Below are 13,527 nucleotides of genomic sequence, written 5' to 3'. Positions count from 1 at the left end.
TCCGCCCGGTGCTAGGCTCGTGTGAATACTGGCCACCGGGAAAACCCCACCATGGAAATGAACTGGCACCAGGCCCTGCAGGAGAGCCTGAGCTGGCTTGCCGTCGCATCACTGATCACCCTCGTGACCTTTACCGCTGCCGCCGCCCTGGCGGTGCGCTTCACCCGCTGGGGCCAGCAGTTCTGGCAACTGGCGGGCGAGTACTTCAGCTTCAGGCGCAGCTGGCGGCCGTTGCTGGTGTTTGCGCTGTTGTTGTTCCTGGCACTGTTCTCGGTGCGCATGAACGTGCTGTTCTCGTTCTGGTACAACGGTTTCTACAGCGCCCTGCAGGGGTTGGACCAGACGGCGTTCTGGTACCTGCTCGGGGTCTTCGCGATGCTGGCGAGCATCCATGTGCTGCGGACCCTGTTCAACGCCTACGTCACCCAATCGTTCAACATCCACTGGCGGGTCTGGCTGACCGAGCGCCTGACGGCCGACTGGATGCGCGGCGACGCCTACTACCGTGGCCAATTCCTCGAGGAGCCGGTGGACAACCCGGACCAGCGTATCGAGCTGGACGTCAACGCCTTCGTATCCGGTTCGCTATCGCTGGCGCTGGGGGCGGTGAGCGCGCTGGTGTCGCTGGTGGCGTTCACCGGCATTCTCTGGGGGCTGTCGGCGCCGCTGGCGGTGGCCGGGGTCGAGGTGCCACGGGCCATGGTGTTCGCGGTGTACGTCTACGTGCTGATCGCTACCTGGATCGCCTTCCGTCTCGGCCAGCCGCTGATTCGCCTGAACTTCCTCAACGAGAAACTCACGGCGAACTTCCGCTATGCGCTGATGCGCCTGCGCGAGAATGCCGAGAACATCGCGTTCTACCAGGGCGCGCAGGTCGAGCGCGCAACGTTGCTCGGGCGTTTCTTCGCCTTGATCGGTAACGCTTGGGCGCTGGTCTGGCGGGGCCTGAAGTTCAACGGCTTCAACCTGGGCGTCAGCCAGGTGGCGGTGGTCTTCCCGTTCATCCTGCAGGCGCCGCGGTTCTTCAGTGGCGCGATCAAGCTGGGCGATGTGATGCAGACCTCCCAGGCATTCGGACAGGTGCAGGATTCGCTGTCGTTTTTCCGTGAGTCCTACGACACCTTCGCCAGCTACCGCGCGACCCTGGACCGTCTCACCGGCTTTCTCGACGCCAACCGCCAGGCCAGCGAACTGGCACGGGTCACTACCCGCGACCTGCCGCGAGCCATGGATATCACCGGTCTGCAGGTGCGCCGGCCAGATGGGCACGCGCTGATCGCCGACCTGAACATCCAGCTGCAGGCCGGGCAGGCGCTGTTGATCAAGGGCCCGTCAGGCAGCGGCAAGACCACCTTGCTGCGGGCCCTGGCAGGGCTGTGGCCCTATGCCGAAGGCGAGGTGGCGCGGCCTGTGGGCGAGCGGGCGCTGTTCCTCTCGCAGCGGCCGTACCTGCCGTTGGGCGACCTGCGCACGGCCATTGCCTACCCGGTTCAGGCCACCCATGAGCAGGATGCGCGGATGCAGCAGGCCCTGCGGCAAGTGAACCTGGTGCATCTGGCCGAGCGTCTGGAGGAACGTTGCGACTGGGCGCGCATCCTGTCGATCGGTGAGCAACAGCGCCTGGCGTTTGCCCGGGTGCTGTTCAACCGGCCGCACGTGGTGTTTCTCGATGAATCCACCTCGGCGATGGACGAGGGGCTCGAGCACGCCCTTTATTCGCTGCTGCGCAACGAGATGCCGGAAACCCTGCTGGTCAGTGTCGGGCACCGCAGCACCCTGGCGAGCTTCCACAGCCACCGGTTGGAGGTGGACGGGCAGGGCAGTTGGGCGCTGTTCGAGCAGGAGGCCGTGGTGCTGTCCTGAGCATCCGCTGCGTTGAATGAGAAAGGCCCCCTGGCATCGCTGCCAGGGGGCCTTTTCATGTGGTGCGGGCCTTACATGTTGGGGTAGTTGGGGCCACCCGCGCCTTCAGGCGTCACCCAGGTGATGTTCTGCGAAGGATCCTTGATATCGCAGGTCTTGCAGTGCACGCAGTTCTGCGCGTTGATCTGGAAACGCTTGCTGCCGTCTTCCTGGGTAACCACTTCGTACACCCCGGCAGGGCAGTAGCGCTGGGCCGGCTCGTCGTATAGCGGCAGGTTGGTGGCGATCGGCACGTTCGGATCGGTCAGCTTCAGGTGGCAGGGTTGTTCCTCTTCATGGTTGGTGCTGGAGAGGAATACCGAGCTGAGCTTGTCGAAGCTGAGCTTGCCGTCCGGTTTCGGGTAATCGATCTTCTTCGCCTCGGCCGCCAGCTTCATGCAGGCGTAGTCCGGCTTGGTGTCGTGCAGGGTGAAGGGCAGCTTGCCGCCGAACCAGTTCTGGTCGACATAGTTGAACGCCGCGCCGAACAGTGGGCCGAACTTGTGCATGGCCGGGCCGAAGTTGCGGCTGGCGTACAGCTCTTCATACAGCCAGCTTGCCTTGAACGCGTCGACGTAGCTGTTGAGCGCATCGCCACCTTCGCTGCCGGCGAACAGGGCGTCGGCCACTGCATCGGCGGCGAGCATGCCGGATTTCATTGCCGTGTGGCTGCCCTTGATCTTGGCGAAGTTCAGGGTGCCCAGGTCGCAGCCGATCAGCGCGCCACCGTTGAACACCATCCTGGGCAGCGAGTTCAGGCCGCCCTTGCAGATGGCGCGGGCACCGTAGCTGATACGCTTGCCGCCTTCCAGGTATTGGCTGATCACCGGGTGATGCTTCAGGCGCTGGAACTCGTCGAACGGCGACAGGTACGGGTTGGCGTAGGAGAGGTCGACGATCAGGCCCACCACCACCTGGTTGTTCTCCAGGTGATAGAGGAACGAGCCGCCGGTGTTCTCGGCGCTGACCACATCCAGTGGCCAGCCGGCCGTGTGCACCACCAGCCCCTGTTCGTGCTTGGCCGGGTCGATTTCCCAGATTTCCTTGATGCCGATGCCGTAGTGCTGCACGTCGGCCTCGCTGTCCAGGTCGAAGCGCTTGATCAGCTGCTTGCCGATGTGGCCACGGCAACCCTCGGCGAACAGGGTGTACTTGGCGCGCAGTTCCATGCCCGGGGTGTACAGGCCGTCCTTGGGCTGACCTTCACGGTCCACACCCAGGTCGCCGGTGACGATGCCGCGCACCACGCCGTTGTCGTCGAACAGCGCTTCCTGGGCGGCGAAGCCCGGGTAGATTTCCACACCCAGGTTCTCGGCCTGCTGGGCCAGCCAGCGGCACAGGTTGCCCAGCGAGATGATGTAGTTGCCCTGGTTGTGCATGGTCTTGGGCACGAACAGGTCCGGCACCTTGACCGAACTGCCCTGGTCCTTGAGCACGTAGATGTCGTCGCGCTTGACCTCGGTGTTCAGCGGCGCGCCGAGTTCCTTCCAGTCGGGGAACAGTTCGTTCAGCGCACGGGGCTCGAAGACTGCGCCGGAGAGGATGTGGGCGCCGACCTCGGAGCCTTTCTCGACCACGCAGACGCTGATCTCGTTACCGGCTTCGGCGGCCTTCTGCTTCAGGCGGCAGGCGGCGGACAGGCCCGCCGGGCCTGCGCCGACGATGACCACGTCGAATTCCATGTATTCGCGTTCCACAGGTTCTCTCCTACTCAAGGCTCATCGTATTGCTTGTCTTATGGGTGTCGGATGCCCGCTCACGGTCGGGGCAGCTGTAGCCGTGCCGGTGGCGGACTACACCGTTTTGTCTTGGCCGCGCATTATATCTACACCACTTGGCGGGTCCAATACAAACGTTTGTTTGAATTTGCCGCAGCCCAGTAAAATCACAGGAGCGCGGCTGGAGGCTGGCCAATTTGCCGTATTGACCGGATTGGGTGTTACGGTCAAGATACGAGCGGTTTTACGCTCGCCGTAGGCTGACCGTCGGGCGCAGGTGCACCTCTAAAAACCAGGTGTAGAGCAGGGATTACGGGCCGAAACCCTTTTTGTAGTGGAGTCTACACGCCACGACAGAAAATGACCCGCGGGTTTTGCCGCGCAAGTCGCGACAAGACTGATCGGTCACGGCAAATTTCGCTCGACCCGGAACGTTTTCAGAGGTGTCCTTGTACCCACGCGCATTCGCCGGGCACGCCCCAGGCGACATTCTTTTCACCGGAGAGTAACGAGGAATCCATGAAGGTTCTTGTAGCTGTCAAACGAGTGGTCGACTACAACGTCAAGGTTCGCGTCAAGGCGGACAACTCCGGCGTCGACCTTGCAAACGTCAAGATGTCCATGAACCCCTTCTGCGAAATCGCCGTGGAAGAAGCCGTACGCCTGAAAGAGAAGGGCGTGGCGACCGAGATCGTCGCCGTGGCCGTCGGCCCGACCGCCGCCCAGGAGCAACTGCGTACCGCCCTGGCACTGGGTGCCGATCGCGCCATCCTGGTCGAGAGCAGCGATGAGCTGAACTCCCTGGCCGTGGCCAAGGCACTGAAGGCCATCGTCGACAAGGAGCAGCCACAGCTGGTCATCCTCGGCAAGCAGGCCATCGACAGTGACAACAACCAGACCGGCCAGATGCTGGCCGCGCTGACCGGCTACGCCCAGGGCACCTTCGCCTCCAAGGTCGAAGTGGCTGGCGACAAGCTGAACGTCACCCGCGAGATCGATGGCGGCCTGCAGACCGTCGCGCTGAACCTGCCGGCGATCGTCACCACCGACCTGCGCCTGAACGAGCCGCGCTACGCGTCGCTGCCCAACATCATGAAGGCCAAGAAGAAGCCGCTGGAGACCGTCACTCCGGATGCGCTGGGCGTTTCCACCGCCTCCACCAACAAGACCGTGAAAGTCGAAGCGCCTGCGGCTCGCAGCGCCGGTATCAAGGTCAAGTCGGTGGCCGAACTGGTCGAGAAGCTGAAGAACGAAGCGAAGGTAATCTAAATGACTATCCTGGTTGTCGCTGAACACGAGAACGGTGCCGTAGCCCCGGCCACCCTGAACACTGTCGCTGCCGCCGCCAAGATCGGTGGTGACGTCCACGTGCTGGTCGCAGGCCAGAACGTCGGTGGCGTAGCCGAGGCTGCTGCCAAGATCGCCGGCGTTGCCAAGGTGCTGGTCGCTGACAATGCCGCCTACGCCCACGCCCTGCCGGAAAACGTGGCGCCGCTGATCGTCGAACTGGCCAAGGGCTACAGCCACGTGCTGGCCCCGGCCACCACCAACGGCAAGAACATCCTGCCGCGCGTTGCCGCGCTGCTGGACGTCGACCAGATCTCCGAGATCGTCTCGGTCGAATCCGCCGACACCTTCAAGCGCCCGATCTATGCCGGTAACGCCATTGCCACCGTGCAATCGAGCGCTGCGATCAAGGTCATCACCGTGCGTACCACCGGCTTCGACGCCGTGGCCGCCGAAGGGGGTTCTGCTGCGGTGGAAGCCGTTGCCGCCGCCCACGATGCCGGCAAGTCGGCCTTCGTTGGCGAAGAGCTGGCCAAGTCCGACCGTCCAGAGCTGACCGCCGCCAAGATCGTCGTTTCCGGCGGCCGCGGCATGGGCAACGGTGACAACTTCAAGCACCTGTACGCCCTGGCCGACAAGCTCGGCGCCGCTGTCGGCGCTTCGCGCGCTGCGGTCGACGCAGGCTTCGTGCCCAACGACATGCAGGTCGGCCAGACCGGCAAGATCGTCGCGCCGCAGCTGTACATCGCCGTCGGTATCTCTGGCGCGATCCAGCACCTGGCGGGCATGAAGGACTCCAAGGTGATCGTTGCGATCAACAAGGACGAAGAAGCCCCGATCTTCCAGGTAGCCGACTACGGCCTGGTCGCCGACCTGTTCGAGGCGGTGCCGGAGCTGGAAAAGCTGGTCTGATCCGAGCGCTTCACTTATAAAGAAGCCCGACCCTCGTGACAGGGGTCGGGCTTTTTTTTGCATGGTTGGCAAGGAGTAGGGTAATGGCGTTTGGCAGAACGGGTCGGTTGCTGACTTGCATGGTGGCCTTGGTATCCTCGCAGGCGATGGCCGCCGGCAAGTGTGAAAAGTTGGTGGCCACCGGCAGCCCTGATGCACCGCCGTACTCCTGGCAGGATCCGAAAGACCCCGGGCACCTGATCGGTGCCAACGTCGACCTGCTGCGCCAGGTGGCGGGCGAGCTTGGGGTGAGAGTGGAGGTACTGCATGCCGGGCGCCGCGAGCAGGCGCTGGAAGAGGTGCGCAGCGGGCGCATGGACCTGCTGCTGGACACCCCGATGCAGGTGTCCCAGCTCACCGCCCTGGACTACATCCACCCACCCCTGCAGCTCAATGAGTACCTGGTGTGGACCCGCCACGACTCGACCGTGGATTTCGACGGGCCGGCAGACCTTGCCCGGTACAAGGGCAGCCTGTCCGAAAAGGCCCGGCTGACCCCGGCCTTCGACGCCTTCGCCAAGGCCCAGCTCAAGCTGGTGCCGGCGCAGAACCTCACCCAGGCCTTCCAGAAGCTGGTGCTGGGCCAGGTCGATTACGTGCTGGCCGGGCGCTACTCGGGGATGGCCATGACCCAGAGCCTGGGCATGAGCAATGATCTGGTTGCACGTGGCCTGCCGGTGGACCGCCCAGGGCTGTATCTGGCGGTCTCGCACAATTCGGCCTGCAACGATGCCTGGTTGCGTGGGCAACTGGCGCAAAAGCTGACAGAATTGCCGATCTCCGGCGCCTCCGAAGCGGTGCTGCAGCAAAATGTGGAGCGCTGGAAGGCGCAGATGCAGATGACCGGGGACGCCCCCAAACAGTAGGAAGATTGCGTGAGAACTCAACCACTGATCCTGGCCCTGGCCCTTGTCGGCCTGGCCGGCTGTGCCAATGATCCGGCCCCCCACGAACAGATGCGCCTGTCCGAACAGGCCCTGGAGCAGGCCAAGGCCGTCGGCGCCACCGAGCAGGTCGAGGCGTTCAAGCTGGCCGAAGACAAATTCGCCCGGGCCAGGACCAACATGGCCAGCGAAGACTTTCGTGATGCGCGCATGCGCGCCGAGCAGGCTGAGCTGGATGCGCGCCTGGCCGAAGCCCAGGTGCTGACGCAAAAGAGCGAGGAGCAGTTGAAAGTGACCGAGTCGCGGATCAAGCGTTTGCGCAAGCAACTGGAGGCGCAGCCATGAGTCGTGCTTCGATGCCTTTCGCCGCCCTGGCGTTGCTGGCGCTGCTCGGCCTGCAGGGGTGCGCGAGCCAGCGCAGCGAGTCGGCACTGGACGATGCCAGCGCCGCCTTCCAGAAGGTCAAGGACAACTCGGATGTGCTGCGCAGCGCGCCGCGTGACGTGATCCGGGCCGGCGAGTCGCTGGCGCGTGCCGAGCGTCTGGCCAGCTACATCGGCAGCGGTGCCGACGTACGGCATTACGCCTACCTCAGCCAGCGCTACAGCGAGATCGCCCGCGAGCACGCCAACCTGGCGCTGAACCAGGAGCGCCTGGCCAAGCTCGACCTCGAGCGCCAGCGCCTGCAACTGGCTTTGCGCGAGGCCAAGCTGGCGAGCGTGCAGCAGCAGGGCAAGTGGGTCGAATCGCAGATCGCCGCCCTGGCTTCCGAGCAGGCCGATCGTGGCCTGGTGATGACCCTGGGAGACGTGCTTTTCGATACCGGCGAGGCCGAGCTCAAGAGCTCGGCCAGCCGCACGGTGCTCAAGCTGGTGCAGTTCCTCCAGCTCAATCCGCGTCGCGTGGTGCGCATCGAAGGCTACACCGACAGCACCGGTGCCGCCGAGGACAACCTCAAGCTGTCGCGTGATCGCGCGCAGTCGGTGGCCGACATGCTGGTCGACCTGGGCATCGACGAGAAGCGCATCGAGGTCGAGGGCTACGGCGACCAGTATCCGGTCGAGGTCAACGCCTCGGAGCGGGGCAGGGCGCAGAACCGCCGGGTGGAAATCGTCTTCTCCGACGAGAAGGGCAAGCTCACGCCGCCACGCTGAGTGCTGTGCGGGTGCTGCCTGGCACCCGCGCCGACGGTTCGTCTGTTCGCCGCTGCCAAGCAAGTGTAATGTCGACTATTCTCGGAACTGTCCCAGTACACTTTGCAACTGTTACGGTATTCTGTCTCGACTGTGAGTCGTACAAGAACAACGAACCCGTCCGCGCTTCGAGAATCACCATGACCAACCTGCTGTTGTACCAGCGCATTGCCCAGCAACTGGCCGATGACATCCGTCGCGGTGTCTACCAGCCAGGCGAGCGCGTGCCCTCCGTGCGCAAGATGAGCGCCCAGCTCAATGTCAGCCATGCCACGGTGCTGCAGGCCTACGCCAATCTCGAGGACCAGGGCCTGATTCGCGCCCGTCCCCAATCCGGCTACTACGTCCACCAGACCCCGGCGCTTACCGCGCAGACCCCGGACATCGCGCGGGTCGAGCGGCCAGGGCTGGTCACCCGTGCCAGCATCATCCAGCAGGTACTGACCGAGGCGCGCCGCGATGGCGTCTTCCCGTTCGGCGCGGCGGTGCCGCACGTGGACTACCTGCCGGTGCGCGCGCTGCATCAGCAGATCGCCAAGGTCACCCGCTTTCACAGCCCGCGGGCTTTCAGCTACATGTTCAGCCCGGGCTTCGAGCCACTGCGCCGGCAGATCGCCATTCGCATGCGCGACGCCGGGGTGCTGGTCGATCCGCGCGAGGTGATCGTCACCCATGGCTGCGTCGATGCCTTGCAGATGGCGTTGCGGGTGCTGACGCGGCCGGGCGACCTGATCGCTGCAGAATCACCGACCTATTACGGCTTGCTGCAGTTGGCCGATCTGCTCGGCCTGAAAGTCATCGAGATTCCCAGCGACCCGTCCACCGGGATCAGCCTCGAGGCCTTGCAACTGGCGGCCAACCAATGGTCGATCAAGGCCCTGGTGCTGACCCCGCGCCTGAGCAACCCGCTGGGCGGCACCATCCCTGAAGAGCGGCAGAAACAGTTGCTGCGCCTGGCGTCGGACTTCGATATCCAGATCGTCGAGGACGATATCTATGGCGAGCTGATGTTCGAGCAGGGGCGCACCAAGGCGCTCAAGGCGTTCGATCGCCTGGACCGGGTGATCTACTGTTCGAGCTTCTCCAAGACCCTGTCACCGGGCGTACGAGTGGGCTGGATGATTCCCGGGCGTTACCAGGACGAGATCCAGCGCCTGCAGACCTTCACCACGCACTCGGCCTGCAGCGTGACGCAGATGGGCGTGGCGGCCTATCTGGAAAACGGCGGCTACGACCGTCACCTGCGCTACATTCGCCAGGAATACCGCAAGAACCTCAGCGCCTACCAGCTGGCAGTGCAGCAGCATTTCCCCGAGGGAACCCAGATGACCCGGCCTACCGGCGGATTCATTCTCTGGGTCAGCCTGCCGGGGCGGGTCAACACGCAGGAGCTGCATGTGCGGGCGCTGGAGCAGGGCATCAGCATCGCGCCCGGGCTGATCTTCAGCAACACCGAGCAGTTCAACCACTGCATTCGCCTCAATTGCGGGATTCCCTGGAACAAGGAGGCAGAGCGGGCGGTAATGACCTTGGGGCTTTTGGCCCAGCAATTGTGTCGAGAGTCTGCCGGCGCGATTTTCTAGCTTGTCAGATGCGCGTCGAACAGGGAGCATAGGCATTTTGATGCCATGCTCCCGATGCCCATGAATGCATTTCGCTCCGTTGCCCTGCTGCTGTGTCTCGCGCTGCCCTGGCTCCCGGGCGCTGCGCCGCAGGCTGCGCAAGCGTCGACCAAGAGCGAGGCGTCTCAGGGCAAGGCTGCCAAGCCTGCGGTAAAACCGGCCGGCAAGCCGGCCGCCAAACCTGTGACGAAAGCAGCGAGCAAGCCCAAGAGCAAGGCCAGGCAGAAGCCTGTGAGCAAGGCGGTGGCCAAACCGCTGCCCAATCCAAAGCTCGACCTGAGCCTGCCCAGCGAGATGGTCAAGAACCTCAAGCCGGACGTCAGTAGTACTCCATCGACGCGCAAACCCTTGCTGCCGGCAATGTTCCCCGAAAAGCCCGCATCCGACGACAGCCCGTTCCAGCTCAATGGCCGGCTGATCAGCAACGAAATGCAGCTGCAGTTGCGCAACGACAGCCGCCGCGATGTCGAGGGTGCGGCGATCGATTTCGAATTTCGCAACTGACTGCCGGGTCACGGCGCATTTCATCGAATCGGTAATTTCAAACATATGTTTGAGCAGTTAGTATCCAGGGATGTCCGTCCCGCTGAGCTCCAGGGAGTCCTGTTGTCATGAAATGCCGTGAGGGCTGCGGTGCCTGCTGCATTGCCCCGTCCATCAGTTCGCCGATTCCTGGCATGCCCCAGGGCAAGCCGGCGGGCGAGCGTTGCCTGCACCTGTCCGTGGAAAACCTCTGCGCGCTGTTCGGCAAGCCCGAACGGCCGAAGGTCTGTGGTGGGTTCAAGGCCGAGGTGGATGTCTGCGGCACTGATCGCGACGATGCGATCAGGATCATTGGCTGGCTGGAGCAGATGACGGCGGCGTGACGTTTGGATCTTCGACAAAAGGAACAAGACGATGAGATCGATCAAGCGCGTTGTACTGCTGTGTGGCATGGGTGTCCTGCTGGCGCCGACCGCCTGGGCGGAAAACTGGCAGGTGGCCAAGGACGAGGAGGGCATCCAGGTGTCCCTCAGCGAAGTGGCCGGCTCCAAGTACAAGGCCTACCGAGGCGTGACCGTGATCAAGGCGCCGCTGGCCAAGGTCAAGGCGCTGCAGGAAGATGTCGCTGGCGCCTGCGCCTGGGTGCATGAGTGCAAGTCGCAGAAGCTGCTCAAGCATGAAGGTGACCAGAGCTGGACCTACACCCAGTTCAACACGCCCTGGCCGGTGACGCCACGCGACTCGATCCTGCATGTGACCACGGAGCAGGGGGGCGACGGCAGCCTGACCCGCAAGCTCGAGGGCGAGCCGAAGTACCTGCCGGAGGAAAAGGGCTTCGTGCGCGTGGCCCAGGTCGAGGGCTTCTGGAAGCTGGTGCCCAAGGGTGACAGCACCGAGGTGACTTACCAGGTGCACACCGAGCCGGGTGGCAGCGTGCCGTCGTGGCTGGCCAACAAGTTCGTGGTGGATGCACCGTTCAATACACTGAAAGGGTTGCGCGAGCGGGCCGAGAAGAACTGAAGCTGATAGATGGCCAATCCAGGCTGAACAAAAAAGGCTGCCCTGAGGCAGCCTTCTTCACGTTCGGCCCAAAGGCTTACTTGCGGTCTTTCAGTGCAGTGATGTCACGCTGCGGTTCGCCGGTGTACAACTGGCGCGGGCGGCCGATCTTGTACGGGCCGGAGAGCATTTCCTTCCAGTGCGAGATCCAGCCCACGGTACGTGCCAGGGCGAAGATCACGGTGAACATGCTGGTCGGAATGCCGATCGCCTTGAGGATGATCCCCGAGTAGAAGTCGACGTTCGGGTACAGCGAGCGCTCGATGAAGTACGGATCGGTCAGGGCGATCTCTTCCAGGCGCATCGCCAGTTCCAGCTGCGGATCGTCCTTGATGCCCAGCTCGCGCAGGACTTCGTCGCAGGTCTGCTTCATCACGGTGGCGCGCGGGTCGCGGTTCTTGTAGACGCGGTGACCGAAGCCCATCAGCTTGAACGGGTCGTTCTTGTCCTTGGCCTTGGCGATGAACTTGTCGATGTTCGAGACATCGCCGATTTCATCGAGCATGGTCAGGACCGCTTCGTTCGCACCGCCGTGGGCAGGGCCCCACAGTGCGGCGATACCGGCGGCGATACAGGCGAACGGGTTGGCACCCGAAGAGCCGGCCAGGCGCACGGTGGAGGTGGAGGCGTTCTGCTCGTGGTCGGCGTGGAGGATGAAGATCCGGTCCATCGCCTTGGCCAGCACCGGGCTGATCGGTTTGATCTCGCACGGGGTGTTGAACATCATGTGCAGGAAGTTCTCCGCGTACGACAGGTCGTTGCGCGGGTACATCATGGGCTGGCCCATGGAGTACTTGTAGACCATCGCGGCCAGCGTCGGCATCTTCGCGACCAGGCGCACAGCGGAGATTTCGCGGTGCTGCGGGTTATTGATGTCCAGCGAGTCGTGATAGAACGCCGACAGGGCGCCGACCACGCCGCACATGACGGCCATCGGGTGGGCGTCGCGGCGGAAGCCGTTGAAGAAGGACTTCAGCTGCTCGTGGACCATGGTGTGGTTCTTCACGGTGCTGACGAACTGGGCCTTCTGCTCGGCGTTCGGCAGTTCGCCGTTGAGCAGCAGGTAGCAGGTTTCCAGGTAGTCCGACTGCTCGGCGAGCTGTTCGATGGGGTAGCCGCGGTGCAGCAGTACGCCCTTGTCGCCGTCGATGTAGGTGATCTTCGACTCGCACGAGGCGGTCGCCATGAAGCCGGGGTCGAAGGTGAAGTGACCGGATGCCCCCAACCCGCGGACGTCGATAACATCGGGACCAACGGTGCCGGTTAAAATGGGCAGCTCTACGGGGGCTGCGCCCTCGATGACCAACTGCGCTTTTTTGTCAGCCATGTGGCCTCCTATTAATGCTTGAAATCATCAGACAGACCCCCCACGCAGGGCCCGCACCACTATAGAGGGATAAATTCGAATGTCAATTTGCCTAAAGGCTGGTTGAAACACCCTCCAAGCCCATGATTTTCACGAAATTGCGGCCCATTTACGCCTTTTGCGCGCTAAAGGCAATGCGCTATTCGGGCTAGCCCCTCACGTTGTCATAAGCAGCCTAACTGTCTATACTCGGCAGCCGACTCCCAGGGGCTTTCCAGCCCGCCCTGCTGGGTGTCGTGTTCTCTTCGGTGGTGGGTACCTGACCAGTACACTTACCAACAACTTTGCCCTGTTCGCTAGGGGCTCTTCAGTGTGAAAAAAGCCGTGAAAAGCCAACGACCTGTAAACCTAGACCTAAGGACCATCAAACTCCCGATCACCGCGTACACGTCCATTCTTCACCGTATTTCCGGTGTCATCCTGTTCCTCGGCCTTGCCATCATGCTGTACGCATTGGGCAAGTCGCTGGGTTCCGAGGAAGGCTTTGCCGAGGTGAAGGCGTGTCTGACCAGCCCGCTGGCCAAACTGGTGACCTGGGGCCTGCTGTCCGGCCTGCTGTATCACCTCGTCGCAGGTGTTCGCCACCTGATCATGGACATGGGTGTCGGTGAGACGCTGGAAGGCGGCAAGCTGGGCTCGAAAATCGTGATCGTCATCTCCGTGGTGCTGATCGTTCTGGCGGGAGTTTGGGTATGGTAACTAATGTCACGAACCTGTCGCGTTCGGGCCTCTATGACTGGATGGCGCAGCGCGTCTCGGCAGTCGTTCTCGCGGCTTATTTCATCTTCCTGATCGGCTACCTCGCGATCCACCCGGGCATCGACTATGCCCAGTGGCACGCTCTGTTCTCCAACAACGCGATGCGGATCTTCAGTCTGCTGGCTCTCGTCGCCCTGGGCGCTCACGCCTGGGTCGGCATGTGGACCATTGCCACCGACTACCTGACGCCGATGTCGTTCGGCAAGTCGGCGACTGCGATTCGTTTCCTGTTCCAGGCGGTATGCGGCGTTGCGATGTTCGCTTACTTCGTCTGGGGTGTGCAGATTCTCTGGGGTATCTGAT

General features: G+C 63.0%; 14 protein-coding genes. 12 read left to right on the top strand and 2 right to left on the bottom strand.

Going from position 1 to position 13,527, the window contains the following annotated elements; all coding sequences use genetic code 11:
* Positions 1–51: 51 nt before the first annotated feature.
* Positions 52–1,863 (top strand): ABC transporter ATP-binding protein/permease, encoded by a 1,812-nt coding sequence (locus AC1TXO_RS18090; protein WP_486403012.1) that lies wholly within the window; start codon positions 52–54, stop codon positions 1,861–1,863.
* Between the two features lie 71 nt (positions 1,864–1,934).
* On the opposite strand, the gene AC1TXO_RS18085 is transcribed toward AC1TXO_RS18090, so the two are convergent.
* Positions 1,935–3,599 carry an electron transfer flavoprotein-ubiquinone oxidoreductase gene (locus AC1TXO_RS18085; protein WP_486403011.1) on the bottom strand — a complete coding sequence of 555 codons (1,665 nt, stop codon included), beginning with the start codon at positions 3,597–3,599 and terminating at the stop codon, positions 1,935–1,937.
* Positions 3,600–4,139: 540 nt separating this feature from the next.
* Between AC1TXO_RS18085 and AC1TXO_RS18080 the strand changes: the two genes are divergently transcribed.
* The 9 genes from AC1TXO_RS18080 to AC1TXO_RS18040 all read left to right on the top strand — a co-directional run bounded on the left by AC1TXO_RS18080 (position 4,140) and on the right by AC1TXO_RS18040 (position 11,060).
* Entirely contained in the window at positions 4,140–4,889 is a 750-nt protein-coding gene (locus tag AC1TXO_RS18080) for an electron transfer flavoprotein subunit beta/FixA family protein (protein WP_486403010.1), read from the top strand.
* Positions 4,890–5,819: an electron transfer flavoprotein subunit alpha/FixB family protein gene (locus AC1TXO_RS18075; RefSeq protein ID WP_486403009.1), complete on the top strand. Its 930-nt coding sequence runs from the start codon at positions 4,890–4,892 to the stop codon at positions 5,817–5,819.
* 83 nt (positions 5,820–5,902) lie between these two features.
* Positions 5,903–6,724: a substrate-binding periplasmic protein gene (locus AC1TXO_RS18070; protein WP_486403008.1), complete on the top strand. Its 822-nt coding sequence runs from the start codon at positions 5,903–5,905 to the stop codon at positions 6,722–6,724.
* Between the two features lie 9 nt (positions 6,725–6,733).
* Complete coding sequence (locus AC1TXO_RS18065) at positions 6,734–7,087, top strand: DUF4398 domain-containing protein (protein WP_486403007.1); 354 nt, start codon at positions 6,734–6,736, stop codon at positions 7,085–7,087.
* Positions 7,084–7,896, top strand: a complete 813-nt coding sequence (locus AC1TXO_RS18060) for an OmpA family protein (protein ID WP_486403006.1) — start codon at positions 7,084–7,086, stop codon at positions 7,894–7,896. Before AC1TXO_RS18065 ends, AC1TXO_RS18060 begins: the two co-directional genes overlap by 4 nt.
* Positions 7,897–8,075: 179 nt before the next feature.
* Positions 8,076–9,518, top strand: a complete 1,443-nt coding sequence (locus tag AC1TXO_RS18055) for an aminotransferase-like domain-containing protein (RefSeq protein ID WP_486403005.1) — start codon at positions 8,076–8,078, stop codon at positions 9,516–9,518.
* Positions 9,519–9,578: 60 nt separating this feature from the next.
* Positions 9,579–10,061: a hypothetical protein gene (locus tag AC1TXO_RS18050; protein WP_486403004.1), complete on the top strand. Its 483-nt coding sequence runs from the start codon at positions 9,579–9,581 to the stop codon at positions 10,059–10,061.
* Between the two features lie 107 nt (positions 10,062–10,168).
* A complete protein-coding gene (locus AC1TXO_RS18045; protein ID WP_486403003.1) occupies positions 10,169–10,423 on the top strand; it encodes a YkgJ family cysteine cluster protein in 255 nt (84 codons plus the stop codon).
* 31 nt (positions 10,424–10,454) lie between these two features.
* On the top strand, positions 10,455–11,060 hold the full coding sequence (locus tag AC1TXO_RS18040) for an START domain-containing protein (protein WP_486403002.1): 606 nt from the start codon (positions 10,455–10,457) through the stop codon (positions 11,058–11,060).
* Between the two features lie 76 nt (positions 11,061–11,136).
* Here the strand turns inward: AC1TXO_RS18040 and gltA are convergent, their stop codons facing one another.
* Positions 11,137–12,426 (bottom strand): citrate synthase, encoded by a 1,290-nt coding sequence (gene gltA, locus AC1TXO_RS18035; RefSeq protein WP_054894257.1) that lies wholly within the window; start codon positions 12,424–12,426, stop codon positions 11,137–11,139.
* A 351-nt stretch (positions 12,427–12,777) separates the two neighbouring features.
* On the opposite strand from gltA, the gene sdhC reads away from it, so the two are divergent.
* Complete coding sequence (sdhC, locus tag AC1TXO_RS18030) at positions 12,778–13,164, top strand: succinate dehydrogenase, cytochrome b556 subunit (RefSeq protein WP_023628897.1); 387 nt, start codon at positions 12,778–12,780, stop codon at positions 13,162–13,164.
* Positions 13,158–13,526, top strand: coding sequence for a succinate dehydrogenase, hydrophobic membrane anchor protein (sdhD, locus tag AC1TXO_RS18025; RefSeq protein ID WP_054894255.1), 369 nt, complete (start codon positions 13,158–13,160; stop codon positions 13,524–13,526). The genes sdhC and sdhD overlap by 7 nt, the downstream gene beginning before the upstream one ends.
* Position 13,527: the final 1 nt, after the last annotated feature.

It is taken from the genome of Pseudomonas sp. FA117 (genome assembly GCF_057370475.1).
The sequence above is the reverse complement of the archived record's forward strand: the minus strand, read 5'-3'. Positions and strand labels throughout refer to the sequence as shown.